23 protein-coding genes are annotated in these 25,220 nt (G+C 71.9%); 16 read left to right on the top strand and 7 right to left on the bottom strand.

The window, feature by feature from the left end:
* Positions 1-11 precede the first annotated feature (11 nt).
* From ACRWK7_RS22545 to ACRWK7_RS22535, 3 genes are read left to right on the top strand one after another with little or no spacing between them, the layout of a single operon-like run.
* Positions 12-1,361 (top strand): cbb3-type cytochrome c oxidase subunit I, encoded by a 1,350-nt coding sequence (locus tag ACRWK7_RS22545; RefSeq protein WP_431858549.1) that lies wholly within the window; start codon positions 12-14, stop codon positions 1,359-1,361.
* Between the two features lie 5 nt (positions 1,362-1,366).
* The gene (locus ACRWK7_RS22540; protein ID WP_431858548.1) at positions 1,367-2,146 is read left to right on the top strand and encodes a CbbQ/NirQ/NorQ/GpvN family protein; all 780 of its coding nucleotides are present in this window, start codon (positions 1,367-1,369) and stop codon (positions 2,144-2,146) included.
* A gap of 60 nt (positions 2,147-2,206) precedes the next feature.
* Positions 2,207-2,881 carry a DUF4142 domain-containing protein gene (locus tag ACRWK7_RS22535; RefSeq protein WP_431858547.1) on the top strand — a complete coding sequence of 225 codons (675 nt, stop codon included), beginning with the start codon at positions 2,207-2,209 and terminating at the stop codon, positions 2,879-2,881.
* Here ACRWK7_RS22535 and ACRWK7_RS22530 read toward each other — a convergent pair.
* Positions 2,823-3,797, bottom strand: a complete 975-nt coding sequence (locus ACRWK7_RS22530; protein WP_431858546.1) for a LysR family transcriptional regulator — start codon at positions 3,795-3,797, stop codon at positions 2,823-2,825. The two genes, ACRWK7_RS22535 and ACRWK7_RS22530, sit on opposite strands and share 59 nt — an antisense overlap.
* A 111-nt stretch (positions 3,798-3,908) precedes the next feature.
* On the opposite strand from ACRWK7_RS22530, the gene ACRWK7_RS22525 reads away from it, so the two are divergent.
* The 10 genes from ACRWK7_RS22525 to ACRWK7_RS22480 all read left to right on the top strand — a co-directional run bounded on the left by ACRWK7_RS22525 (position 3,909) and on the right by ACRWK7_RS22480 (position 12,759).
* The gene (locus ACRWK7_RS22525) at positions 3,909-4,544 is read left to right on the top strand and encodes a glutathione S-transferase family protein (RefSeq protein WP_431858545.1); all 636 of its coding nucleotides are present in this window, start codon (positions 3,909-3,911) and stop codon (positions 4,542-4,544) included.
* A 12-nt stretch (positions 4,545-4,556) separates the two neighbouring features.
* Positions 4,557-5,444, top strand: a complete 888-nt coding sequence (locus tag ACRWK7_RS22520) for a pyridoxamine 5'-phosphate oxidase family protein (RefSeq protein ID WP_431858544.1) — start codon at positions 4,557-4,559, stop codon at positions 5,442-5,444.
* Positions 5,445-5,589: 145 nt separating this feature from the next.
* Positions 5,590-6,033 carry a DUF2946 family protein gene (locus ACRWK7_RS22515; RefSeq protein WP_431858543.1) on the top strand — a complete coding sequence of 148 codons (444 nt, stop codon included), beginning with the start codon at positions 5,590-5,592 and terminating at the stop codon, positions 6,031-6,033.
* A 61-nt stretch (positions 6,034-6,094) separates the two neighbouring features.
* Entirely contained in the window at positions 6,095-6,631 is a 537-nt protein-coding gene (locus tag ACRWK7_RS22510) for a YcnI family protein (protein WP_431858542.1), read from the top strand.
* 18 nt (positions 6,632-6,649) lie between these two features.
* The gene (locus tag ACRWK7_RS22505; protein ID WP_431858541.1) at positions 6,650-7,315 is read left to right on the top strand and encodes a MotA/TolQ/ExbB proton channel family protein; all 666 of its coding nucleotides are present in this window, start codon (positions 6,650-6,652) and stop codon (positions 7,313-7,315) included.
* Complete coding sequence (gene tolR / locus ACRWK7_RS22500; RefSeq protein ID WP_431858540.1) at positions 7,315-7,785, top strand: protein TolR; 471 nt, start codon at positions 7,315-7,317, stop codon at positions 7,783-7,785. Before ACRWK7_RS22505 ends, tolR begins: the two co-directional genes overlap by 1 nt.
* 3 nt (positions 7,786-7,788) lie before the next feature.
* Positions 7,789-8,580 (top strand): energy transducer TonB family protein, encoded by a 792-nt coding sequence (locus ACRWK7_RS22495; protein ID WP_431858539.1) that lies wholly within the window; start codon positions 7,789-7,791, stop codon positions 8,578-8,580.
* A gap of 5 nt (positions 8,581-8,585) precedes the next feature.
* The gene (locus tag ACRWK7_RS22490; RefSeq protein ID WP_431858538.1) at positions 8,586-9,023 is read left to right on the top strand and encodes a hypothetical protein; all 438 of its coding nucleotides are present in this window, start codon (positions 8,586-8,588) and stop codon (positions 9,021-9,023) included.
* Positions 9,020-11,104 carry a TonB-dependent receptor family protein gene (locus tag ACRWK7_RS22485; protein WP_431858537.1) on the top strand — a complete coding sequence of 695 codons (2,085 nt, stop codon included), beginning with the start codon at positions 9,020-9,022 and terminating at the stop codon, positions 11,102-11,104. Before ACRWK7_RS22490 ends, ACRWK7_RS22485 begins: the two co-directional genes overlap by 4 nt.
* Positions 11,105-11,115: 11 nt before the next feature.
* Positions 11,116-12,759 carry a copper resistance protein CopC gene (locus ACRWK7_RS22480; protein ID WP_431858536.1) on the top strand — a complete coding sequence of 548 codons (1,644 nt, stop codon included), beginning with the start codon at positions 11,116-11,118 and terminating at the stop codon, positions 12,757-12,759.
* Positions 12,760-12,772: 13 nt separating this feature from the next.
* On the opposite strand, the gene ACRWK7_RS22475 is transcribed toward ACRWK7_RS22480, so the two are convergent.
* The 6 genes from ACRWK7_RS22475 to ACRWK7_RS22450 form a co-directional block, all read right to left on the bottom strand.
* Complete coding sequence (locus ACRWK7_RS22475) at positions 12,773-14,395, bottom strand: ABC-F family ATP-binding cassette domain-containing protein (protein WP_431858535.1); 1,623 nt, start codon at positions 14,393-14,395, stop codon at positions 12,773-12,775.
* Positions 14,396-14,531: 136 nt separating this feature from the next.
* Positions 14,532-15,317 (bottom strand): formate dehydrogenase accessory sulfurtransferase FdhD, encoded by a 786-nt coding sequence (gene fdhD, locus ACRWK7_RS22470; RefSeq protein ID WP_431858534.1) that lies wholly within the window; start codon positions 15,315-15,317, stop codon positions 14,532-14,534.
* Positions 15,318-15,329: 12 nt separating this feature from the next.
* Positions 15,330-18,143 carry a formate dehydrogenase subunit alpha gene (fdhF, locus tag ACRWK7_RS22465; RefSeq protein WP_431858533.1) on the bottom strand — a complete coding sequence of 938 codons (2,814 nt, stop codon included), beginning with the start codon at positions 18,141-18,143 and terminating at the stop codon, positions 15,330-15,332.
* A 139-nt stretch (positions 18,144-18,282) separates the two neighbouring features.
* On the bottom strand, positions 18,283-19,848 hold the full coding sequence (locus tag ACRWK7_RS22460) for a formate dehydrogenase beta subunit (RefSeq protein WP_431858532.1): 1,566 nt from the start codon (positions 19,846-19,848) through the stop codon (positions 18,283-18,285).
* Complete coding sequence (locus ACRWK7_RS22455) at positions 19,845-20,321, bottom strand: formate dehydrogenase subunit gamma (RefSeq protein ID WP_431858531.1); 477 nt, start codon at positions 20,319-20,321, stop codon at positions 19,845-19,847. The genes ACRWK7_RS22460 and ACRWK7_RS22455 overlap by 4 nt, the downstream gene beginning before the upstream one ends.
* Positions 20,322-20,457: 136 nt before the next feature.
* The gene (locus ACRWK7_RS22450) at positions 20,458-21,399 is read right to left on the bottom strand and encodes a LysR family transcriptional regulator (protein WP_431858530.1); all 942 of its coding nucleotides are present in this window, start codon (positions 21,397-21,399) and stop codon (positions 20,458-20,460) included.
* A 339-nt stretch (positions 21,400-21,738) separates the two neighbouring features.
* Here ACRWK7_RS22450 and ACRWK7_RS22445 point away from each other — a divergent pair, with 339 nt between their 5' ends.
* From ACRWK7_RS22445 to ACRWK7_RS22435, 3 genes are all read left to right on the top strand, one after another.
* Entirely contained in the window at positions 21,739-22,767 is a 1,029-nt protein-coding gene (locus tag ACRWK7_RS22445; protein WP_431858593.1) for an amino acid ABC transporter substrate-binding protein, read from the top strand.
* A gap of 140 nt (positions 22,768-22,907) precedes the next feature.
* A complete protein-coding gene (locus ACRWK7_RS22440; RefSeq protein ID WP_431858529.1) occupies positions 22,908-24,065 on the top strand; it encodes an amino acid ABC transporter permease in 1,158 nt (385 codons plus the stop codon).
* Entirely contained in the window at positions 24,062-25,201 is a 1,140-nt protein-coding gene (locus tag ACRWK7_RS22435) for an amino acid ABC transporter permease (protein ID WP_431858528.1), read from the top strand. Before ACRWK7_RS22440 ends, ACRWK7_RS22435 begins: the two co-directional genes overlap by 4 nt.
* The last annotated feature ends 19 nt before the right edge of the window (positions 25,202-25,220 follow it).

The following is a 25,220-nucleotide window of genomic DNA, read 5'->3' as shown; positions in this document are numbered from 1 at the left end:
AGGGGCACCCGATGAAATACGCCACCCAACGCATCGCCTACTGGTACTTCGCCTGCGCGATGGCGCTGTTCGTCGTGCAGGTGCTGGTGGGGACGCTGGCCGGGACGGTCTACGTCCTGCCGAACTTCCTGTCCGAGATCCTGCCCTTCAACATCCTGCGGATGATCCACACCAACGCGCTGATCGTGTGGCTCCTGCTCGGCTTCTTCGGCTCGGCCTACTACCTGATTCCGGAGGAGGCGGAGCGCGACATCCTGAGCCCGACGCTGGCCTACGTCCAGCTGGTCATCCTGCTGGTCGGGGCGCTGGGGGCGGTCGTCGGCTACACCCTGGGCATCCACGAGGGGCGCGAGTTCCTGGAGCAGCCGCTCTGGGTCAAGGCCGGCATCGTCGTGGCCGCGCTGATCTTCCTCTACAACGTGTCGCTGACCGTGCTGAAGGGCCGCAAGACGGCGGTCACCAACGTGCTGCTGCTCGGCCTGTGGGGCATCGCCATCTTCTTCCTGTTCGCCTTCTACAACCCGACCAACCTGGCGCTGGACAAGCTGTACTGGTGGTACGTCGTCCACCTGTGGGTCGAGGGCGTGTGGGAGCTGGTGATGGCGGCCATCCTGGCCTTCCTGGTCATCAAGATGACCGGCGTCGACCGCGAGGTCGTCGAGAAGTGGCTGTACTCCATCGTCGGGCTGGCGCTGTTCTCAGGCCTGCTCGGCACCGGCCACCACTATTACTGGATCGGCGCCCCGGGCTATTGGCAGTGGATCGGCTCGCTGTTCTCGACGCTGGAGGTGGCGCCCTTCTTCGCCATGGTGCTGTTCACCTTCAGCATGGCGTGGCGGGGCCGGCGCGACCACCCCAACACGGCCGCCATGCTGTGGGCCCTGGGCACGCCGGTCATGGCGTTCTTCGGCGCCGGCGTGTGGGGCTTCATGCACACGCTGTCCTTCGTCAACTACTACAGCCACGGCACGCAGGTCACGGCGGCGCACGGCCACCTCGCCTTCTTCGGCGCCTACGTCATGCTGAACCTGACCATGATCACCTACGCCCTGCCGCTGCTGCGCGGGCGGTACCCGTACAACCAGGTGCTCAACATGTGGAGCTTCTGGATCATGACGTCGGCCATGGCCTTCATGACGTTCACCCTGACCTTCGCCGGCGTCGTGCAGATCCACCTGCAGCGCGTCATGGGGCTCACGTACATGGAGGTCCAGGAGCAGCTGACCCTGTTCTACTGGATGCGGCTGGGATCGGGCGTGTTCGTCGCGGTTTCGGCGCTGCTGTTCATCTACTCGGTCTTCGGGCCGGTCCGGGAGCAGGTGCCCGCGCGCACCCAGCCCTCGGTGGCGCCGGCGGAATGAGCGGCATGGACGCCGTCCCGTTCTACGCGCCGGCCGGCAATGAGGTGGCGCTGTTCGAGCACGCGCATCGCAACCGGCTTCCGCTCCTGCTGAAGGGGCCGACCGGCTGCGGCAAGACGCGGTTCGTGACGCACATGGCGGCCCGGCTGGGCCGCCCCCTCTACACCGTGTCGTGTCACGACGACCTGACCGCCGCCGATCTGACCGGGCGTTACCTCATCAAGGGCGGCGACACCGTGTGGACGGACGGGCCGCTGACCCGCGCGGTGCGCGAGGGCGCCATCTGCTACCTGGACGAGGTGGTGGAGGCGCGCAAGGACGTCACCGTCGTGCTGCACCCGCTGACCGACGACCGCCGCCTGCTGCCGCTCGAGCGCACCGGCGAGCTGCTGGAAGCCCCGCCGGACTTCATGCTGGTGGTGTCCTACAACCCCGGCTACCAGAACGTTCTGAAGGCGCTCAAGCCTTCCACCCGCCAGCGCTTCGTCGCCATGGAGTTCGGCTTCCCGAAACCGGAGGCCGAAGTCGACATCGTGGCGCGGGAAAGCGGGCTGCCCCCCGGCCGGGTCGTGCCGCTGGTGCGGCTGGCCAACGCGTTGCGCGACCTCAAGGGGCAGGACCTGGAGGAGGGCGTCTCCACCCGCCTGCTGGTCTACTGCGCCACGCTGATCCGCTCCGGCATGCCGCTCGGCGAGGCCATCCTCTCGGCGATGATCGAGCCGTTGACCGACGACCCCGAGGTCCGGAAGGCCTTGCTGCGGGTCGCTGAATTCACAATGGGGTGACGGCATGCGCCAGCGTCCCGCCCGTCGCCCGACCGCCACCGACTTGGTGAAGGAGCCGTCATGAGCAAGCTCTCCGCCACCGTCCTCGTCGTCCTCGCCGCGCTGTCCGGCCCGGCCTGGGCGCAGGCCAACCTGAGGCCGGACCCGAACCCGCGCGTGCCCCCGCAGCCGGGCCAGGCCCTGCCGGTGGAGGACGCGCTGTTCCTCCGGCAGGCCACGGCCGCCAGCCAGGGGCAGCAGGAGCTCGGGCGGCTCGCCGCCGAGAAGGCCCCCGACGACGCGTTCAAGGCGATGGCGCAGGGGATCGCCGACACCCACCGCAAGCTCGCCGAGCAGCTCAAGGGCCTCGCCCAGGGCCACCCCCTGCCGCCCGCCGACGCGCTCAAGCCCGAGCGGACCGACGCCATGGGCGCCGCCGGGGCCGTGACCAACCCGGCGAACGCCCACGAGGACATGGCGCGGGACGCGGTCAACACCCTGAAAGGGGCGAGCGGCGAGGCGTTCGCCAAGGGCTATATCGAGGCGCAGCTCCGCATCCATGACCGCATCGTGGATCTCTACCAGACGGAGGCGTCCAACACCCCCGCCCGCGAGCTGGCGACCTTCGCGATCACCAGCCTGGTCGCGATCCAGAAGGACCGCGACGCCCTGCGGCAGACGGCCGGCCGGTTCGGGATCAAGGCACCGGCGGAGGGGCAGGCCGTTCAGTACGGCGATCCGGCGAAGGCCCGCTGACCGGCGCCGCCAGCGTGCGGGTGGCGGCGAGCGCCGCCCGCAGCCGCGCCGCGGCGTGATCGACGAAGGCCCGGACCTTCGCCGAGGCGCGCCGCCCGCCGGCGTGCACGAGCTGCACCGGGACCGGCGGCGGCTCGAACTCGGCGAGCACGATGGCGAGGCGGCCCGCCCGCAGCTCGTCGGCGATCTGGTAGGACAGCACCCGCGTCAGCCCGCGCCCGGCCACCGCCGCCGCGACCGCCGCGTCGGCGGTGTTGACCACCAGCCGGGCCGGCGGCGTCACCGTCTCGGCCGCCGCCCCCGCCGGGAAGCCCCACTCCCGCCACGTGCCGGCCGGCGAGAACTCCACCACGTCCATGCGCTCCAGGTCCGACGGCCGCTGCGGCACGCCGCGCCGCGCCAGATACTCCGGCGCGGCGCAGACCACCCGCCGCATCGTGCCGACGCGCACCGCCCGCAGCGTGGAATCCGGCAGCTGCCCGATGCGCAGCGCCACGTCCATCCCCTCCTCCACCAGATCGACGACGCGGTCGAGCAGCAGCAGGCGCGCCGTGACGTGGGGATGCTCCTCCAGGAAGTCGAACAGCACCGGCGCCACGTGCAGGCGGCCGAACATCACCGGCGCCGTCACCGTCAGCTCGCCGCGCGGCTCGGCATGGGTGCCGGCGGCCGAGGCCTCGGCCTCCGCGATCTCGTGCAGGATGCGCTTGCAGTCGCCCAGGTAGCGCGCGCCGGCCTCGGTCAGGCGCACGATGCGCGTGGTGCGGTGCAGCAGGCGGGCGCCGATGCGCTCCTCCAGCGCCGCCACGGCGCGCGTCACGCTGGGAGTCGACAGCGCCAGCCGCCGCGCCGCGGGCGCGAACCCGCTCTCCTCGGCCACGGCGACGAACACCCGCATCGCGGTCAGATGGTCCATGCCGTCATTTCAGGATCTGAAACGATGCATTGTCAACAGTGCCGATTATCGACGTCGGGCGAAAGGAATAGGGTGTCGTCACCGCAACCCTCCGCACCGGGAGATCCGTTCATGGCCGCGCCGAGCACCCCCATCCGCCTCCACCGCCACCCGCTGTCCGGGCACGCGCACCGTGTCGAGCTGATGCTGTCGCTGCTCGGCCTGCCGGTCGAGCCGATCGACGTCGACCTCCGGGGCGGCGCGCACAAGCGGCCGGAGTTCCTCGCCATGAATCCGTTCGGCCAGATTCCGGTGATCGAGGACGGCGACGTGACGCTGGCCGACAGCAACGCCATCCTGGTCTATCTGGCGGGCCGCTACGACGAGGCCGGGCGCTGGCTGCCGCGCGACCCGGTCACCGCCGCGCGGGTGCAGCGCTGGCTGTCGGTGGCCGCCGGCCCGCTCGCGTCCGGACCGGCCTCGGCCCGTCTGGTCACGGTGTTTGGGGCCGCGCTGGACCATGAGCGGTGCAAGAGCGTCGCCGCGCAGCTGTTCGCCGTGCTCGACCGGCAGCTGGCCGACAGCGTCTTCCTGGCCGGCGACGCGCCGACCATCGCCGACGTGGCGCTCTACAGCTACACCGCGCACGCGCCGGAGGGCGGGGTGGCGCTCGACGCCTACCCGAACATCCGCGCGTGGCTGGCGCGCGTCGAGGCGCTGCCGGGCTTCGTGCCGATGCGGCGCTCCGCCGTCCCGGCCGCCGTCTAGCGGGAGGCGGCCGTGGACTCCCCCTTCCACTCCGGCGAGCGGATGCTCCAGGAGCGTGCCGGCGTGCGCGACCGGGTCGAGCACGCCGGCCGCCGCGGCATCCGCGACCACATGCCCGACCAGCACCGCGAGCTGTTCGGCAAGCTGCCCTTCATGATCGTCGGCGCGCTCGACGGCCAGGGCTGGCCGCGGGCAACCCTGCTGGCCGGGGCGCCGGGGTTCGTAACGACGCCGGACGCCCACACCCTGGTGCTCGGCGCGCAGCCGGTTCCGGGCGATCCGCTGCACGGCCGGCTGGTCGCCGGGGCGGAGGTCGGGCTGCTCGGCATCCAGCTGGAGACCCGGCGGCGCAACCGCATGAACGGCCGCATCGAGCGGGCGGACGCCGGCGGCCTCACGATCCGCGTCGGGCAGAGCTTCGGCAACTGCGCGCAGTACATCCAAGCGCGCGCGCCGGTGCCCACCGGCCGTCCGTCCCGCCCGGTCGCCCGACCGGAGGGGCCACTGCTGTCCGCTGCGGCGCGGACGCTGGTGGCGCGGGCCGACACCTTCTTCCTCGCCACGGCGGCGCCGGCCGGCGTCGACGCGTCGCACCGCGGCGGCCCGCCCGGCTTCGTGCGGGTGGACGAGGAGGACGGGCGCACCGTGCTCACCGTGCCGGACTTCCGCGGCAATTCCTTCTTCAACAGCTTCGGCAATCTGGCGCTGAACCCGCGCGCCGGGCTGCTGTTCGTCGACTTCGCCGCGGGCGGCCTGCTGTCGCTGGCCGGCGAGGCGGAGGTGCTCTGGTCCGGCCCCGAGCTGGAGGCCTTCGCCGGGGCCGAGCGGCTGCTGCGCGTGCGCCTCACCGGTGGCGTGTTCCTGGAGGACGCCGTGCCGCTGCGCTGGTCGGCGCCCTGACGCAACGGGCAACTCGACAAGGCGCCCGGGCCGTGCGAATGATTTGCAACGATCCCGCTTGACCTTGGACAATTACCAGGCGGGATGCATGTCGCTAGAGATGGGACCGTAACGTCCCCTTCAGGCCGCCGAGCAACGCCGCCGCATGACCGACCGCCGCCGTGCCCGCACCGCACCGACCGGAAGGACCGCGCCCCGCGGTTCCGGCCTCGGGCGCGCGCTGCTGGCGTGGCTGGCGGTGCTGGCGGTGGTGGTGCAGACCACCGTCCCGGACTTCGCCATGGCGGCCCGCCGCGCCGCCCAGCAGCGGGCGGACGCCGCCGCGGCGCTTCACGTTCAGCACGGCCAGCACGGCGACCGCCACGGGCAGCCGGAGGCGCCGGCCCCCGCCAGCCACGAGCACGAACAGCTCTGCGCGTTCTGTCTGGCGCTCGGCACGCACGGGCTGGAGGCGGCGCCGACCGACGCGCTGCCCCTGCCGGTGGCGTACGGGATGGCGGTTCTGCCGGCCGAGGCGGGCATCCGCCCGCAGCCGTTCTTCCTGACCGGGCGCAACCCGCGCGCCCCGCCGGCCCCGCAACAGGTCTGATCGTTCCACGCCGGACACGCCACAGGTGCGTCCGCCCGATCCCCTGTTCCGGAGCCCATTCATGAACCGCATCCACGCCCTGGCGCTCGGCGCCGGGTTCCTGTGCCTGGCCGCAGCGGCCGGCACCGCGTCCGCGCACGTCGTCCTGGAGACCCGCGAGGCCCCGGCCGGCAGCTATTACAAGGCCGTCCTCAAGGTCGGCCACGGCTGCGACGGCGCCGCCACCACCGCCATCCGCGTCCGCCTGCCCGCAGGCGTCGTCAACGCCAAGCCGATGCCCAAGCCCGGCTGGTCGCTGGCGACCAGGGAGGGCGAGTACGCCCAGGCCTACGAATCGCACGGCCGCACCATCACCCACGGCGTCACCGAGATCGCCTGGACCGGCGGCAGCCTGCCCGACGCGTGGTACGACGAGTTCGTCTTCCAGGTCGTGCTGCCGAAGCAGCCGGCCAGCACGGTGCTGTACTTCCCCGTCGTGCAGGAGTGCGAGAAGGGCGCGCACCGCTGGATCGAGATCCCCGAGGCCGGCAAGACCGCCGCCGACTACCGCGAGCCGGCCCCCGGCCTGACGCTCATCGAGAAGCCGCAGGGCCGCTGAGCCCCGGAGGGGAATTCCATGCCGAACCATGACCTGTCGGTCGTCGGCCTGTTCCTGGCCGCCGACCCGGTGGTGAAGGGCGTGATGGTCCTGCTGCTGCTCGCCTCCGTGGCGTGCTGGGCCATCGTGCTGGAGAAGACGGTGGTGCTGGCCCGCGCCAGGGCGCAGGCGCGCCGCTTCGAGGCGGCCGTCGCCGCCGGCGGCGGCTTCGAGGCGGCGGACGGGACGGGCCTGCCCGCCGCCCTCGTCGCCGCCGGCCGCCACGAGTGGCACGACCACGACGTGAACGAGACCCGCGCCGAGCTGCGCGAACGGCTGGAGCGCGCCATGCGCGTCGCCCTGCTGGAGGAGCTGCGCCGCCTCGACGCCCACCTGCCGGTGCTCGCCACCGTCGGTTCCTCGGCGCCGTTCGTCGGGCTGTTCGGCACGGTGTGGGGCATCATGCACAGCTTCACCTCCATCGCCGCGTCCAACGACACCAGCCTCGCCGTGGTGGCGCCGGGCATCGCCGAGGCGTTGTTCGCCACCGCCATCGGGCTGGTCGCCGCCATCCCGGCGGTGGTCGCCTACAACAAGCTGACCAGCGACCTCGGCCGGCTGTCGCAGCGGCTGTCGGTCGCCGTCGGCCGGCTCGCCGGGCACGTGGTGCGCACGGGCGCACGCCACCTGAAGGCGGCCGAGTGATGGGCGCCGCCCCGATGGGCTCCGGGTCCGGCGCCGGGCTGGAGGACGAGTTCTCCTACCGCCCGGTGGCCGAGATCAACGTCACGCCGTTCATCGACGTGATGCTGGTGCTGCTGGTCATCTTCATGGTGGCGGCGCCGCTGATGATGGTCGGCGTGCCGGTGCAGCTGCCGAAGACCGCGGCGCAGAAGATCAGCCAGCCGCGCCAGCCGGTCGTCGTCAGCGTCGATCAGGACGGCCGCGTCTTCCTGCGCAGCGAGGAGCTGGCGCCGGCCGACGTCGGGCCGCGGCTGGCGGCACTCGCCAAGGAGGATCCGGATGCGGTGGTCTACGTGCGCGGCGACCGCTCGCTCAGCTACGGCCGGGTCATGGAGGTGATGGGGCAGGTGAGCCAGGCCGGCTTCGCCCGCGTCTCGCTGATGGCCGAGGGCCCGGCTGGCCCCTCATCGGCTCCGGGCAAGGCGCCCTGAGCCATGGGCTGGGTTCGACGCCGCTGGGCGCAGGTCCTCTCGGTCGCGGCGCACGCCGGGCTGATCGCGGTGCTGGTGGCGGGGTATAAGCCCGTGCCGCCGGCGCCCGCCGCCGTGCGCGTCGAGATCGACCTGACGCAGCCGGCCCCCGAGGCCGTGCCCGAGCCGCCCGCCCCCGCGCCGGCGCCGCCCGAACCGGTGGCCGAGGCGCCGCCGGAGCCCCCGCCGGAACCGCCCCCGCCGGAACCGGAACCCGTGGTCGCCGAGCTGCCGCCCCCCGAACCGCCGCCGGTCGCGGACGACCCGCCGCCGCCGGCTGCGGAACCTGTGGTGGTGGCCATGGTGCCGCCGCCGCCGGCCAAGCCGCGCCCGCCGGAGGCGGCGAAGCGCCCGCCCCCGGCGGCGGCACCCGCGCCGGTGCCGCGCGCCGCGCCCGTGCAGCCGGCGGCGGTGCCACCGCCCGCCCCGGCTCCGGCTTTGGCTCCGGCTTCGATCCGCCCGGCCGGGCCGCCGCCGGACTATCTGGCCCTGCTCCAGGCGCGGCTCGCCCGCCACAAGGTCTACCCGCGCGCCGCCCGGCTCGCCCGCGAGGAGGGCACCGTGCTGCTGCGCTTCGTCGTGGCACGCGACGGGGCGGTGCTGTCCTGGCGGATCGAGCGCAGCTCCGGCTTCGAGACCCTTGACCGGCAGGTTGTCGTCATGATCGAGCGCGCCGCACCCATGCCGCCGATGCCGGACGACGTGACGGGCGATCGGCTCGACGTCGTGCTGCCCGTGCAGTTCGCGTTGCGGTGACGCCGATGCCGCGCCCCAGCCGTCCCGCCGTCCTGCTCGCCGTCCTGCTGCTCCTGCTGCAGGCGTGGCTGCCGGTGCAGGCCGCCGCGGCGATGGCGGCGGCGGTCTCGGCGGCGGCGGAGGCCGCCTCGCTGTGCCTGCACGACGAGGACGGGCGCGAGCGGCCCGACGAGCCGGAGCGGCAAAACCACCACAGCCTCTGCCCGGCCTGCGCCGTCTGCTGCGTGGCGCCGATGGCGCTGCCGGTCGAGTCCGGTGCGGTCCCCGTTCCCCGCGTCCATGGCCGGCTGCGCCGCCGCCGCGCCGCCGCGCCGCCGCAACGGGGGCCGCCGCGCCGCCGCCCGCGCGCCCGCGGCCCTCCGCTCTCCCCGGAGCATCCGCACAGCCATCCATCGCGCGATCCGGCCGGCCATGACGCCGGCCCCAGGGGAGACTCTCCGTGACCCGTTGCCACACCACCGCGACCGGCGCCGCCGCGCTCGCGACGCTTCTGATGATGAGCACCGCGCTGACCCCGGCCGCGGCCCAGACCGCGCCCCCGGTGACGCTCGACACCATGACCATCAACGCCCAGGGCGGCGGCTCGCTGACCGTCCCGGCGCCCGCGCAGGCGCGCGAGGATCTCAACCGCACGCCCGGTTCGGTCGGCTTCATCGACTCCGAATCCCAGAAGGGGCAGGTGGCCCGCGACCTGCGCGACGTGCTGAAGGACACCCCGGGCGTCTTCGCGCAGAGCCGCTACGGCCAGGAGATCCGCCTGTCGGTGCGCGGCTCCGGCCTGTCGCGCGGCTTCCACCTGCGCGGCATCGAGATCCTGCAGGACGGCATCCCGGTCAACCTCGCCGACGGCAGCGGCGACTTCTACCAGATCGACCCGCTGGCGCTGCGCCACACCGAGGTGTTCCGCGGCGGCAACGGGCTGGCCTACGGCTCGTCCACGCTGGGCGGCGCGGTCAACTTCGTGACGCCCACGGCGCACACCGCCATCGCCCCCAACGTGCTGCGGCTGGAGGGCGGCAGCTACGGCACCGTCACCGCCGGCGGCCAGGCGTCGCGCGTGCTGGGCGATGCTGACTTCCTGGTCAGCGGCTCCGTCCGCCACTCCGACGGCACCCGCGACCATTCCCAGGGCCAGGGCGAGCTGTTCAACGGCAACGTCGGCTACCGCTTCAACCCGAACGTCGAGACGCGCTTCTACGTCGGCGCCTACGTGGTTGACCAGAAGCTGCCGGGGGCGCTGAGCCTGGGCGACGCGCTGAACCGGCCGCGGATCGCCAACCCGGCGGCGCTCAGCGGCGACCAGTCGCGCATGACCTGGACGCAGCGCGTCGCCAACCGCACCACGGTCCACCTCGACGGCGGACAGCTCGACATCGACAGCTGGGCGATCCACAAGAAGCTGTTCCACCCGATCTTCCAGGTCATCGACCAGGACGGCTGGACCTACGGCGTCGGCCCCCGCTACACGACGAGCTTCACCGTCGGCGGGATGCGGGACGAGCTGGTGGTCGGCGCCCGCGCCTTCGCCGGCACCAACAAGGCGCTGCAGTTCGTCAACCTGCACGGCAACCGCGGCGCCCAGACCGCCGACACCCGGCAGGAGGCCCGCAACCTGGAGGCCTACGCCGAGAACCGCCTGTACGTCGTGCCGACCGTGGCGCTGATGACCGGCGCCAAGCTGCTGCGCGACACCCGCGAGTTCACCGACAACCGCAACCCCCGCCGCAACTCGGAAAAGACGTACGAGGGCCTGAACCCCAAGGTCGGCGTGCTGTGGGAGCCGCACCCCGACGTGCAGGTCTTCGCCGACGTGACCCGCAGCCTGGACGTGCCGGACTTCAGCGACCTGACGCAGGCCCAGGCCAACGGCAACCCGGCCTTCGTGCCGCTCCAGGCGCAGCGCGCCTGGACCATGGAGCTGGGCACCCGCGGCGAGAAGGGCCGCTTCGCCTGGGACGTGACGGCGTACCGCTCGACGCTCAAGGGCGAGATGCTGCAGTTCACCACCAACCCCAGCGTCCCGGCGGCGACCTTCAACGCCGACCGCACCGTGCACCAGGGCATCGAGCTGGGCGTCAAGGTCGAGGTGGCGCGCGACCTCGCCGGCGTCGGTGACCGGTTCACCATCGGCCAGCTGTGGAACTACAGCGACTTCCGCTTCCGGGACGACCGCCAGTACGGCAACAACCGCATCGCCGGCGTGCCGACGAACCTGCTGCGCACCTCGTTCTCCTACACGCGGCCGGACGGCGTCTACGTGACGCCGACGGTGGACTGGGTGCCGACCGGCGCCTGGGCCGACCAGGCGAACACGCTGCGCGTGCCGGGCTACACGCTGCTGGGCGTGCAGGCGGGCGTGGAGCTGAAGAACGGCCTGCTGCTGTTCGTCGATGCGCGCAACCTGACGGACAAGCGCTACGTCAGCGACGTCGGCACCATCACCGACGCGCGCCGCGTCGCCACCCAGGTCTTCTATCCGGGTGACGGCCGCAGCGTGTACGCCGGCGTGCGCGCCGCCTTCTGAGGAGAACGACCGTGCGGCGTGTGATCCGAGCCTTCCCGACCCTCCTGCTGGGCGCCCTGCTGCTGGTGTGGGCGGCGGGCGCGGCGTGGGCGCACGCCGTCCTGCGCGAGACGGTCCCGCCCGACGGTGCCCGGCTGGACGCGCCGCCGCACGAGGTCGTGCTGCGGTTCAATGAGCCGGTGGCGCCGATCGCGGTCCAGATCCTCGACGCGGCGGGGAGCGCCGTGCCGGGATCCGGCCCGCTGGCGGCGAGCGACGAGACGGTGCGGCTCGCCCTGCCGCACCACCTGGGCGACGGCGCCTACGTGGTCAGCTACCGCGTGACCTCGGCCGACGGGCACCCGACGGCCGGGTCCATCACCTTCGGCGTCGGCGTGGCGCCGCAGGCGGAGCGGACCGCGGCGGGCGGCGACGCCGCGGCGTCCGCGGCGCTGGCGGCGGTGGTCGTCCGCGCCGTCCACTACGCCGCGCTGCTGGCCGGGCTCGGCGGCGGGCTGTTCCTGGTGCTGGTGTCGGGACCGTGGTCGGCGCTCAACGAGCGGCTGAAACCCGGGCTGTGCCTGCTGCTGCTGACGGCGGCGGTCGCGGCGGTGCTGTTGGTCGGGCTGAGCGGCGCCGTGCTGGCCGGGCGCCCGCCGTCCGCCCTGGTGGACTCCGCCACCTGGACGACCGGCGTGGCGAGCACCGTCGGGCTCAGCGCCGGCGTCGCGCTGCTGGCGCTGCTGACCGCCGCGGCGGGGCTGGCGCTGGAGGCCCGGCACGCCGCGGGCCGGGTCCTGCTCGTCGCCGGCGCGCTGCTGGGGGCGGCGTCGCTGGCCGCCACCGGCCACGCGGCGACGGCGCCGCCGCGCTGGCTGAGCGCGCCGCTGGTGGCCGTGCACGGGCTGATGGCGGCGTACTGGATCGGCGCGCTGTGGCCGCTGGCGGTGGCGTTGCGCACGGAACCGCCGGGGGAGGCGGCGCGGCTGACCCGGCGCTTCTCGCGTCTGGCGATGGCCGGCGTGGCGGTGCTGGTCGCCGCGGGGGCGGGCCTGTCGCTGCTGCAGATCGGCACGCCCGGCGCCGTCCTCGACACCGACTACGGCCGGATCTGGCTGGGCAAGATGGTGGTGGTGCTGGGCCTGCTGCTGCTGGCGGCGCGCAACCGGGTTCGGCTGACGCCGGCGCTCGATCCGGGTGGCCGGACGGCGGCGTCCGCGCTGCGGCGCAGCGTCTGGACGGAGGTGGCGTTCGCCGCTCTGCTGCTGCTGCTCACCGCGATGTTCCCGCTGACGCCGCCGCCCCGGGCGCTCGCCGCTGCCGCGGCGGCGCCGGAGGGCTACGCGACGGCGGTCACCCAGGGCGGGCGGATGGCGATGATCGAGGTGACGCCGGCCCGACCTGGGCGCAACCGGGTGCGGGTGTACCTGCACGGACCCGACGGCCGGCCCGTCCCGGTCGACGAGGCCGCGCTGGAGGCGGAGCTGCCGGCGGCCGGCGTGGCGCCGCTGCGCCGTTCTTTCACGCCCGCCGCGCCCGGCGACCTGACGGCCGAGGTGGACCTGCCGATCGCCGGCCGCTGGGCGCTGCGCCTGGACGTGCTGATCGACGCCTTCGACAAGGCGGTGTTCCGGACCGAGATTCCCATCGGCACCGCGGCGGAGGCCCCGCGGTGACGGCGGTCGCCGATCAGCCGCGGATGCCCGGCGCTTCGTGCCCGGTGCGCGCCACGTATTCCGTGTAGCCGCCGCCGTACTGGTGGATGCCCTCCGGCGTCAGTTCCAGCACCCGGTTGGACAGCCGCGCCAGGAAATGCCGGTCGTGCGACACGAACAGCATGGTGCCTTCGTAGTTGGCCAGCGCGGTGACCAGCATCTGCTTGGTGTCGAGATCGAGGTGGTTCGTCGGCTCGTCGAGCACCAGGAGGTTCGGCGGGTTGAACAGCATGGTGGCCATCACCAGCCGGGCCTTCTCCCCGCCGGACAGGACGCGGCACTTCTTCTCCACGTCGTCGCCGGAGAAGCCGAAGCAGCCGGCCAGCGCCCGGAGCGATCCCTGGCCGGCCAATGGGAAGGACGCCTCCAGGGACTCGAACACGCTCATGTCGCCGTCGAGCAGTTCCATGGCGTGCTGGGAGAAATAGCCCATCTTGACGCTGCCGCCGACGGTGACGGTCCCGGCGTCCGGTTCGGTGGCGCCCGCCACCAGCTTCAGCAGGGTCGACTTGCCCGCGCCGTTGACGCCCATGACGCACCAGCGCTCCTTGCGGCGGATCGTCAGGTCGAGCCCCTCGTAGATGCTCCGGCTGCCATAGCCCTTGTGCACGTTCTTCAGGACCACGACGTCCTCGCCCGAGCGCGGCGCCGGCGGGAAGTCGAACGACACCACCTGGCGGCGCTTCGGCGGCTCGAAGCGCTCGATCTTCTCCAGCTTCTTCACCCGGCTCTGGACCTGGCTGGCGTGCGAGGCGCGGGCCTTGAAGCGCTCGATGAACTTCAGCTCCTTCGCCAGCATGGCCTGCTGCCGTTCGAACTGCGCCTGCTGCTGCCGCTCGTTCAGCGCCCGCTGCTGCTCGTAGAAGCCGTAGTCGCCGGAGTAGCTGTTCAGCGACCCGCCGTCGATCTCGATGATCTTCGTGACGATCCGGTTCATGAACTCGCGGTCGTGCGAGGTCATGAGCAGGGCGCCCTCGTAGCCCTTCAGGAAGCCCTCCAGCCAGATCAGGCTTTCGATGTCCAGGTGGTTGCTCGGCTCGTCGAGGAGCATGGCGTCGGGCCGCATGAGAAGAATGCGGGCGAGCGCCACGCGCATCTTCCAGCCGCCCGACAGGGCGCCCACGTCCATGTCCATCATCTCCTGGCTGAAGCTGAGCCCGGCGAGCACTTCCCGCGCCCGCCCCTCCAGCTCGTAGCCGCCCAGCTCGTCGAAGCGCGCCTGCACCTCGCCGTAGCGCTCGATGATCGCGTCCATCTCGTCGGCGCGCTCGGGATCGGCCATGGCCGCTTCGAGCTCCGCCAGCTCCGCCGCCACGACGCTGACCGGCCCGGCCCCGTCCATCACCTCCGCGACCGCGCTGCGGCCGGACATCTCGCCGACGTCCTGGTTGAAATAGCCGATCGACACCTGCTTCTCGATCGCGACCTGCCCCGCGTCCGGCAGCTCCTCGCCCGTGATCATCCGGAACAGCGTCGTCTTGCCGGCGCCGTTGGGACCGACGAGGCCGATCTTCTCACCCCGGTTGAGCGCGGCGGAGGCGTCCAGGAAAAGGATGCGGTGGCTGTTCTGCTTGCTGATGCTGTCGAAACGGATCATGGGTGCGGCTGGGTTCCGGTGGCGTGAAGGGGCCCCTTATGCCACAGGATGCCCCGCGCGCCAGAACCCTCATCGACCCGCCGGCAAAAATGTCATACGGCCGGCGCATGGAAGCTTCCATGATCGGCGGGCCGGGTCAGCGGAACAGCATCACCCCGTCGCCCGGCGCGCGCGCGGCGAGGACCATGCCGGCGCTGCGGGCGAGCGTCAGCGCGAGCCCGGTGGGGGCGGACACCGTCGCCAGCAGCGGGATGCCGACCGCTGCCGCCTTCTGCACCAGCTCGAAGCTGCACCGGCTGCTCAGCACGGCGAAGCCGGCGGAGCGGTCGTGCCCGGCCGCGGCCAGCGCGCCGGCCAGCTTGTCCAGCGCGTTGTGCCGGCCGACGTCCTCGCGCGCCATCCGGATGCGGCCCGACGGGTCGCACCACGCCGCCGCGTGCAGCGAGCGGTTGGCGCGGTTCATCGGCTGGTGCTCGTGCAGGCGGGCGAAGGCGGCGGCCACCGCGCCGGCATCCGGCGCGAAGGTCGCCGTCACCGGGCGCGGCGGGCGCAGCACGTTGGCGAGGCTGTCCACCCCGCACAGCCCGCAGCCGCTGCGCCCCTCCATGGAGCGCTGGCGCAGCGAGCCCTTGAGCAGCTTCAGCGGGTCGCACGCGATGGACAGCACGATGCCGTCCGCCGCGTGCCGCACGCGGATGTCGTCCACGTCGTCCTTCGCCCCCAGGATCCCCTCGCACAGGCTGAACCCCAGCGCGAAGTCCTCCAGGTCGGCCGGGGTCGCCATCATCACCGCGTGGGCGCGGCGGTTGTACTCGAAGGCGACCGGCACCTCCTCCGCCACCAGCCAGATGACCTCCGACCGGTTGGCGGCGGTGGGGAAGCTGGTGCCCTCGGCGGGGCGCGAGTGGGCGAGGGGCTGCATGGCGTCGCCCTCCTATTCCGCCGCGACCGTTTCGATGACCGGAGCGTGCTTGCGCTCCCAGTCCGACGGCTGGTTGCTGCGGGTCACCTGCACGGCGGTCACCTTGTACTCCGGGCACTGGGTGGCCCAGTCGGCGTTCTCGGTGGTCACCACGTTGGCCCCCGTGACCGAGTGGTGGAAGGTGGTGTAGACCACCCCCTGCGGCATCCGGTCGGAGACGCGCGCCTTCAGCGTGGTGGCGCCGATGCGGCTGGCCAGCGAGACGAGGTCGCCGTCGCGGATGCCGCGCTGCTCGGCGTCGTGCGCGTGGATCTCCAGGATGTCCTCCGGGTGCCACGCCACGTTGGCGGTGCGCCGGGTCTGGGCGCCGACGTTGTAGTGGCTGAGGATGCGCCCCGTGGTCAGGATCAGCGGGTAGAAGCGCGAGGCCTGCTCCGGCGTCGGCACGTACTCGGTCACCACGAATTGTCCCAGGCCGCGCATGAAGCGCTCGGTGTGCATGATCGGCGTGCCTTCCGGCGCCTCGTCGTTGCACGGCCACTGCACGCTGCCCAGCCGGTCGAGCGTGGCGAAGCTGACGCCGCGGAAGGTCGGCGTCACCGCCGCGATCTCGTCCATGATCTGCGACGCGTCGTCGTAGTGCATGGGATAGCCCATGGCGGTCGCCAGCTCGCAGGGGATCTGCCACTCGTGCTTGCCGGTCTTCGACGGCATGGCCGGGCGGACCCGGTTGATGCGGCGCTCGGCGTTGGTGAAGGTGCCGTCCTTCTCCAGGAACGAGGTGCCGGGCAGGAAGACGTGCGCGAAGGCGGCGGTCTCGTTCAGGAACAGGTCCTGCACGACGACGATCTCCATGGCCTCCAAGGCCGCCTGGACGTGCTGGGTGTTGGGGTCGGACTGCGCGATGTCCTCGCCCTGGACGAACAGGCCCTTGAAGCTGCCGTGCACCGCCTCGTCGAACATGTTGGGGATGCGCAGGCCGGGCACCGGGTCGAGCGTCGCGTTCCACACCGTCTCGAACTGCCGGCGCACCGCCTCGTCGGCGACGTCGCGGTAGCCGGAGAACTCGTGCGGGAAGGAGCCCATGTCGCACGAGCCCTGCACGTTGTTCTGCCCGCGCAGCGGGTTCACGCCGACGCCGGACCTTCCGATGTTGCCGGTCGCCATGGCGAGGTTGGCCATCGCCATCACGCTGGTCGAGCCCTGGCTGTGCTCGGTCACGCCCAGGCCGTAGTAGATCGCCGCGTTGCCGCCGGTGGCGTAGAGCCGCGCCACCGCGCGCAGTTCCTCCGCCGGGACGCCGGTCCGCTCGGCCACCGCCTCGGGGCTGTTGCGCGGCTCGGCGACGAAGGCGGCCCAAGCCGCGAAATCGGCCGGGTCGCAGCGCTCGGCGACGAAGGCGTGGTCGACCAGGTCCTCGGTGACGATGACGTGCGCCAGCGCGTTCAGCACCGCCACGTTGGTGCCGGGCCGGAGCTGGAGGTGGTGCGCCGCCTCCACGTGCGGGCTGCGCACGAGGTCGATGCGGCGCGGATCGACGACGATCAGCTTCGCCCCCTTGCGGATGCGCTGCTTCATGCGCGAGCCGAACACCGGGTGCCCGTCGGTCGGGTTGGCGCCGATCACCAGGATGACGTCGGCCTTGTCGACGCTCTTGAAGTCCTGCGTCCCGGCCGAGGTGCCGAACGCCTGCTTCAGGCCGTAGCCGGTCGGCGAGTGGCAGACGCGGGCGCAGGTGTCGACGTTGTTGTTGCCGAACGCGGCGCGGATCATCTTCTGCACCACGTAGACTTCCTCGTTCGTCGTGCGCGAGGAGGTGATGCCGCCGATGGAGCCGCGGCCGTGCTTCTCCTGCACCGCCTTCAGGCGCTTGGCGGCGTAGGCGATGGCCTCGTCCCACGACGCCACCCGCCACGGGTCGGCCGTGGTCTCGCGGATCATCGGCTGGGTGCGGCGGTCCTTGTGGGTGGCGTAGCCCCAGGCGAAGCGGCCCTTGACGCAGGAGTGCCCCTCGTTGGCGCCGCCGTCCTTCCACGGCACCATGCGCACCACGGTGGTGCCCTTCATCTCCGCCTTGAAGGAGCAGCCCACGCCGCAATAGGCGCAGGTGGTGATGACGCTGTGCTCCGGCTGGCCGAGCTGGATGACCGACTTCTCGGTCAGCGTCGCCGTCGGGCAGGCCTGCACGCACGCACCGCACGACACGCACTCGGAGTCCATGAAGCTCTCAAGGGCGCCCGGCGACACCTTGGAATCGAAGCCGCGACCGTCGATGGTCAGCGCCAGCGTGCCCTGCACCTCGTCGCAGGCCCGCACGCAGCGCGAGCAGACGATGCACTTGGCGGGATCGAAGGTGAAGTACGGGTTGCTCTCGTCCTTCGCCGATGCCCTGTGATTCTCGCCCTCGTAGCCGTAGCGCACCTCGCGCAGGCCGACCGCGCCGGCCATGTCCTGCAGCTCGCAGTCGCCGTTGGCGGCGCAGGTGAGGCAGTCCAGCGGGTGGTCGGAGATGTACAGCTCCATCACGCCGCGGCGCAGCCGGGCCAGCCGGTCGGTCTGCGTCCACACGGCCATGCCCGGGGCGACCGGCGTGGTGCAGGAGGCCGGCGTGCCGCGCCGCCCCTCGATCTCCACCGCGCACAGGCGGCAGGAGCCGAAGGCCTCCAGATGGTCGGTGGCGCACAGCTTGGGCACGGAGATTCCGGCCTCGCTCGCGGCGCGCATCACCGAGGTGCCCTCCGGCACGGTCACGCTGCGGCCGTCGATGGTGAGCGTCACCTGGGTGGCGGACTCGCGCGCCGGGGTGCCGTAGTCGATGTCCTTCATGGGGATAATCCTCATCGAATCTGTCATCCCCTCTCCCCCCTGGGGAGAGGGTCAGGGTGAGGGGGATCGCGGGGGACCGGAAACGGCCGCCATGCCGGACCCCCTCACCCAACCCTCTCCCCAGGGGGAGAGGGCTCGGTCACTCGGCCGCGATGGCCGCCGGGCCGCGGAGGAAATCTTCGGGGAAGTGCTTGAGCGCGCTGCGCACCGGGATCGGCGTCATGCCGCCCATGGCGCACAGCGAGCCGTCCAGCATCACCTCGCAGAGGTCCTGGAGCAGGGTGAGGTTCGCCTCGACGTTCTCGCCGGCGATCACCTTGTCCATCACCTCGACGCCGCGGACCGAGCCGACCCGGCAGGGCGTGCACTTGCCGCAGGATTCGGCGGCGCAGAATTCCATGGCGAAGCGCGCCTGCTTGGCCATGTCGACGCTGTCGTCGAACACCACGATGCCGCCGTGCCCGACCATCGCCTCCTGCGCGGCGAACGCCTCGTAGTCCTTCGGCAGGTCGAACAGCGACGGCGGCAGGTAGGCGCCGAGCGGGCCGCCGGCTTGCACCGCGCGGATCGGCCGGCCGGTCCGGGTGCCGCCGCCGAAGTCGTAGAGCAGCTCGTGCAGCGTGATGCCGAACGCCTTCTCGACGATGCCGCCGTGGCGGATGTTGCCGGCGAGCTGGAAGGCCAGCGTGCCGCGCGAGCGCCCGACGCCGAAGTCGCGGTAGTACGCCGCTCCCTTGTCGAGGATCACCGGCACCGAGGTCAATGAGAGCACGTTGTTGACCACGGTCGGCTTGCCGAACAGGCCCTCCAGCGCCGGCAGCGGCGGCTTGGCGCGGACCATGCCGCGCTTGCCTTCCAGGCTCTCCAGCATGGAGGTCTCCTCGCCGCAGATGTAGGCGCCGGCGCCGACGCGCACCTCCAGGTGGAAGCTGTGCGCGGTGCCGTGGATGTCCTCGCCCAGCCAGCGCTCGTCGTAGGCCAGCCGGATCGCCTCGCGCATGGTCGCGATGGCGTGCGGGTATTCGGAGCGGATGTAGATGTAGCCGTGCTCCGCCCCCACCGCGAGGCCGGCGATGGTCATGCCCTCGATCAGCAGGAAGGGATCGCCCTCCATGATCATGCGGTCGGCGAAGGTGCCGCTGTCGCCCTCGTCGGCGTTGCAGCACACGAACTTCTCGTCCGAGCGGGCGGTCTGCACCGTCTTCCACTTGATGCCGGTGGGGAAGCCGGCGCCGCCGCGGCCGCGCAGGCCGGACTCCGTCACCTCGGCGACGATCTCGTCCGCCGTCATGGCGAGCGCGCGCTCCAGCCCGCGGAAGCCGCCGTGGGCGCGGTAGTCCTCCACCGACAGCGGGTCGATGACGCCGCAGCGGGCGAAGGTCAGCCGCTCCTGCTTGGCGAAGTAGGGGATCGCCTCGGTCGGGCCGTGGCCCAGCGGGTGGTCGCCACCGGAGAGGAAGCCGGCGTCGAACAGCGCCGGCACGTCCTCCGGCGTCACCGGGCCGTAGGCGACGCGGCCGGCGTCGGTGACCGCCTCGACCAGCGGCTCCAGCCACAGCATGCCGCGCGAGCCGTTGCGGACGATGCGCACGGGGATGGCGCGGCGGACCGCCTCGGCGCGGATGGCGGCGGCCACGGCGTCGGCGCCGACCGACAGCGCGGCGGCGTCGCGGGGAACGTACACGGTGTGCATCGGCTCGCTCATCGCCCGGCCTCCGCGCTCACGATGGCGTCGAAGCGGCGGGGATCGACGCGGCCGTGCAGCGTCTCGTCCACCATCACCGCCGGGGCCAGGGCGCAGTTGCCCAGGCAGAACACGGACTCCAGCGTGAAGGTGCCGTCGGCGGTGGTCTCGCCGAGATCGACCTTCAGGCGGCGGCGGGCGTGCTCGACCAGCCCGTCGGAGTCCATCGACTGGCAGGCCTCGGCCCGGCAAACCTTGATGGTGTGGCGGCCCGGCCGGGTGCGGCGGAACTCGTGGTAGAAGGAGACGACGCCGTGCACCTCGGCGCGCGACAGGTTGAGTTCGCCGGCCAGCAGCGGCACCGCCTCCTCGTCGATGCAGCCGAACTCCTCCTGCAAGGCGTGCAGGATCGGCAGCAGGTTGCCGCGCAGGTGCCGGTGGGCGTCGATGATCGACGCGGCGCGGTCCGCATTCCAGGGTGATCGAGCGTGCACGGTTCCTCCCACGGCCGCTCGTGCGGCCGGTCTTCTTAAAAGTGACTGCCCGTTTGCTTGCGGGATCTACAGTCAGCTTCGCCGATGCTGGGGAGGGTCGGCAAATTTCATTTTCTGATCGGGTGATAGCCTTCCGCTATCGCCGCAGCCAGGGGGCCAGCGCCTCCGCCGTGGTGGCGCGGATGCGCGCGCCCAGCGAATCCTCCGCCGCCACCGCCGCCAGCGCGGCGGCGAGCGGGGCAGGCGGCTCGCGGTCGGCGTAGGCGAGGCCCACGGCGTAGGTCAGGTCCGGCTCGATCAGCGGCAGCGCCACGAGGTCGGGGTGCGGCGTCACCACCGTCAGCAGCTGGCCCGGCACCACGGCGGCGCACGGGCCGCTGCGCACGACCATGTAGAGCGTGGCGACCGAGTTGGTCTCCATCAGCGGCGTCACGCTGCGGTCGGCCATGCGGAAGGCGGCGTTGGCGATGCGGCGGTTCTGCATGTCGGGGGTGAGCAGGCACAGCGGCAGCTCCGCCGCCGCCGCCCAGGGGATGCTCGCCGCGCCCTCCGGCACCTGCTCCCGGCGCGCCAGCAGGAAGTAGCGCTCGGAATAGAGCGGCACCGTGCGCACGTTGGCGAGCGGCTCGTTGTCCAGGTAGGTCACGGCGGCGTCGAGTTCGAAGGTGTCGAGGTCGCGCTGGATCTCCCGCGAACTGAGCGAGGCGATGGAGGAGCGGATCTGCGGGTAGCGCTCGGCGAAGCGCGCCAGCACGTGCGGCACCGCCGGCAGCGCCGTCGGGATGGCGCCGATGCGCAGGTGGCCGGACAGCCCCTGGCTGAGCGCCGCCAGCTCCTGGTGCAGGCCGTCGCGCTCGGCGATGATGCGGCGGGCGTACTCCAGCACCTTCAGCCCTTCCGGCGTGAAGCCGGCGAACTTCTGTCCGCGCTCGACGATGGGAACGCGCAGTTCCTCCTCGAGCTGGCGGATGGCGTTGGACAGCGTGGGCTGCGAGACGTGGCAGGTCTCGGCCGCCCGGCCGAAGTGCCCCTCGCGCGCCAGGGCCAGCAGGTAGACGAAGCGGCGGAACATCGACATGGGCTCACCGTACCGCAGGAATCAGGATGCGGTCGAGCGGCGCCCGGTGAGCCTTGGACGGCATCGGCGGTTCCATCCCATCGTTATGATCAATTCATCATAACGCAGAGGCCGCAGCTCTGCACGCCCGTTCCCCAGCTTGGGCCTTGGCGGACGCGCGGTGCGCACGGCCCGCGCCAGACCAGCCACATCGGTGCGCAAGCTGTTCACATCCGTCGGGAACCCTGTTCACGCCGCCCTCCCATGGTGGCGCCGAGTGGTTCGGCGTTCGGACCATCCGCAAGGCCGCCGAACGCACGCGCCGGCCGCCACACATGGGAAGGAGACCCCTCGGTGAACATCTCGCTCAAGACGATCGCGCCAGCCGCCATCGCCGCCATCGCCGCCATCGCCCTGCCGGGCGCCGCCCGGGCGGGCGCCACCCTCGACGGCGTGAAGCAGAAGGGCTACGTGCAGTGCGGGGTGAACCTGGGTCTGTACGGCTTCTCGGCGCCGGACGAGAAGGGGCAGTGGAGCGGCATCGACGTCGACTTCTGCCGCGCCGTCTCGGCCGCCGTGTTCGGCAGCGCCGACAAGGTGAAGTACACGCCGCTGTCCGCCCAGCAGCGCCTGCCGGCCCTGCAGTCGGGCGAGGTCGACCTGCTGGCCCGCAACACCACCCGCACGCTCGGCCGCGACACCGCCAACGGCCTGAACTTCGCGCCCACCAACTACTACGACGGGCAGGCCTTCATGGTGTCGGCCAAGCTCGGCCTGAAGAGCGCCAAGCAGCTGAACGGCGCCACCGTCTGCGTGCTGCCCGGCACCACCACCGAGCAGAACGTCGCCGACTACTTCCGCGCCAACAAGATGAACTTCAAGCCGGTGGTCATCGAGAAGAACGAGGAGCTGCACAAGGCGTTCTTCGGCGGCCGCTGCGACGCGTTGTCCTCCGACGCCTCGCAGCTGGCGGCGATCCGCGCGGCCGAGACCTCGGCGCCCAACGACTACGTCATCCTGCCCGAGCAGATCTCCAAGGAGCCGCTGGCCCCCGCCGTCCGCCAGGGCGACGAGGAGTGGACCAACCTCGTGACCTGGGTCTTCTACGCCATGGTCCAGGCGGAGGAGAAGGGCATCCGCTCCGACGGCGTCGACACCGCGCTGTCCTCGCCCGACCCGGACGTGAAGCGCCTGCTGGGCGTCACCGCCGGCAACGGCAAGAACCTCGGCGTCGAGGAAAACTGGGCCTACAACGTCATCAAGCTGGTCGGCAACTACGGCGAGAGCTTCGAGCGCAACCTCGGCGGCGGCTCCAAGCTGAAGATGGCCCGCGGCCTGAACGCCCTCTACACCGAGGGCGGCCTGATGTACGCCCCGCCGCTGAAGTAACCGGGCACTAAGCCCCTCTCCCCTTGCGGGAGAGGGGTTGGGGAGAGGGTGGCGAACGGTACCTGTTCCCCCTCTCCCCAAACCCCTCTCCCGCAAGGGGAGAGGGGCTTCATCCCCCGCGTCCCGGCCCGGAGCGCACGATGACCAACGTCACACGATTCCTGAACTCCGCCCAGGTGCGGGGCTGGTTCTACCAGGGGCTGGTGGTGTCCGCCGCCGCCCTGACCGGCTGGTATCTGGTCTCCAACACCCTGACCAACCTCGCCAAGCGCGGCGTGGCGACGGGGTTCGACTTCCTCGGCCGCGAGGCCGGGTTCGAGATCGGCGAGAGCCTGCTGGCCTACTCCGCCGCCGACACCTACCTGAAGGCGTTCGCCGTCGGTCTGCTGAACACGCTGGCCGTCTCGGCCGCGGCGGTGGTGCTGGCGAGCGTGCTCGGCCTGCTGATCGGCGTCGGCCGGCTCTCGTCCAACTGGATGGTCGGCCGCTTCGCCGCCATCTACGTGGAGAGCGTCCGCAACGTGCCGCTGCTCCTGCAGCTCATCGTCTGGTACGCGATCATCGGCCGCCTGCCGAGCCCGCGCGCCGCGCCGGAGCTGCTGCCCAACCTGTTCCTCAGCAACCGCGGCATCAAGTACCCGACGCTGGCCGATCCGGCCACCCACGCGCCGACTCTGCTGGCCCTCGCCCTGGCCATCGCCGGGGCCGTGGCGCTGGCCCGCTGGGCGCGGCGCCGGCGCGAGACCACGGGCAAGCCGTTCCCGACCCTGCCCGCCGCGGCGGCGCTGGTGCTCGGCCTGCCGCTGGTCGCCGGCCTGCTGAACGGCGCGCCGTTCGCCCTCGACGCGCCGGTGCACGAAGGCTTCGACTTCGCCGGCGGCGGCACCGTGTCGCCGGAGTTCACCGCGCTGTTCATCGGCCTGTCGGTCTACACCGCCGGCTTCATCGCGGAGATCGTGCGCTCCGGCATCCTCGCCGTGCCGCACGGCCAGACCGAGGCCGGGCTGGCGCTCGGCCTCAAGCCGGGGCAGGTGCTGCGCCTGATCATCCTGCCGCAGGCGCTGCGCGTCATCGTGCCGCCGCTGACCAGCCAGTACCTCAACCTGACCAAGAACTCGTCGCTCGCCGTGGCGATCGGCTACCCGGATCTGGTCAGCGTCTCCAACACCTCGGCCAACCAGACCGGTCAGGTGGTGGAGGCGGTGGCGCTGATGATGGCGGTCTACCTCGTCATCAGCCTCGCCATCTCGACGTACATGAACTGGTACAACCGCAAAGTGTCGCTGGTGACCCGATGAGCAAGGACCTGACGACCCGCAGCACCGCCTGGGCCGCCTCCTTCGAGGAGGAGCCCTCCCAGGTCATGGTGCCGCCGCCGGCCCTCACCGCGCTGAAGCCGTTCGGGTGGGCCAAGGACAACCTCTTCAACTCGCGCCTCAACACCGCGCTGACCCTGGCCTGCCTGGCGATCCTGTGGTTCGCCGTGCCGCCGGTGGTGAGCTGGGTGCTGATCGACGCCACGTGGATCGGCACGCCGGAGCAGTGCCGCGCCGCCGAGGGCGCCTGCTGGTCGATCATCGCCGCCAAGCACCGCCCGATCTTCTTCGGCACCTACCCGTACGAGGAGCAGTGGCGGCCGCTGCTGGCCTGCGCACTGTTCCTGGTGGCGCTCGGCGTCAGCGCCGTGCGCGCCTGCTGGCGGCCCTGGCTGGTCGGGGTGTGGGTCGGCTGCCTGGGTGCCATGGGCGCCCTGATGTGGGGCGGCGTGTTCGGCCTGACCTACGTCGCCAACGACCGCTGGGGCGGCCTGCCGATCACGCTGATGCTGTCGGTGTTCGCCATCGCGCTGGCCTTCCCGCTGTCGGTGGTGCTGGCGCTCGGCCGTCAGTCGAGCCTGCCGGCGATCCGCTCGCTGTGCGTCGGCTTCATCGAGCTGATGCGCGGCGTGCCGCTGGTCAGCGTGCTGTTCATGGCCTCGGTGATGTTCCCGCTGTTCCTGCCCGAGGGCATCACGGTGGACAAGCTGCTGCGGGCGCTGGCCGGGCTGACGCTGTTCACCGCCGCCTATCTGGCGGAAGCCGTGCGCGGCGGGTTGCAGGCGATCCCCAGGGGGCAGTACGAGGCGGCCGACGCGCTCGGCCTCTCCTACTGGCAGAAGATGCTGCTGATCATCCTGCCGCAGGCGCTGCGCATCGTCATCCCGCCGATCGTCAACCAGTTCATCTCCTGCTTCAAGGACACCTCGCTGGTGACCATCGTCGGCCTGTACGACCTGCTCACCGCCGCGAACCTCGCGACCACCGATCCGGAATGGCGGCCCTTCTTCGGCGAAGTCTACGTCTTCGTCGGGCTGATCTTCTGGGGCTTCTGCTACAGCATGTCCCGCTACAGCCAGTGGCTCGAGCGGGAAGCCAACCGATACAACCGCCGCTGACCGGCCGGGAGGAAGGAAC

The organism is Azospirillum sp. (genome assembly GCF_050789165.1).
The sequence above is the reverse complement of the archived record's forward strand: the minus strand, read 5'-3'. Positions and strand labels throughout refer to the sequence as shown.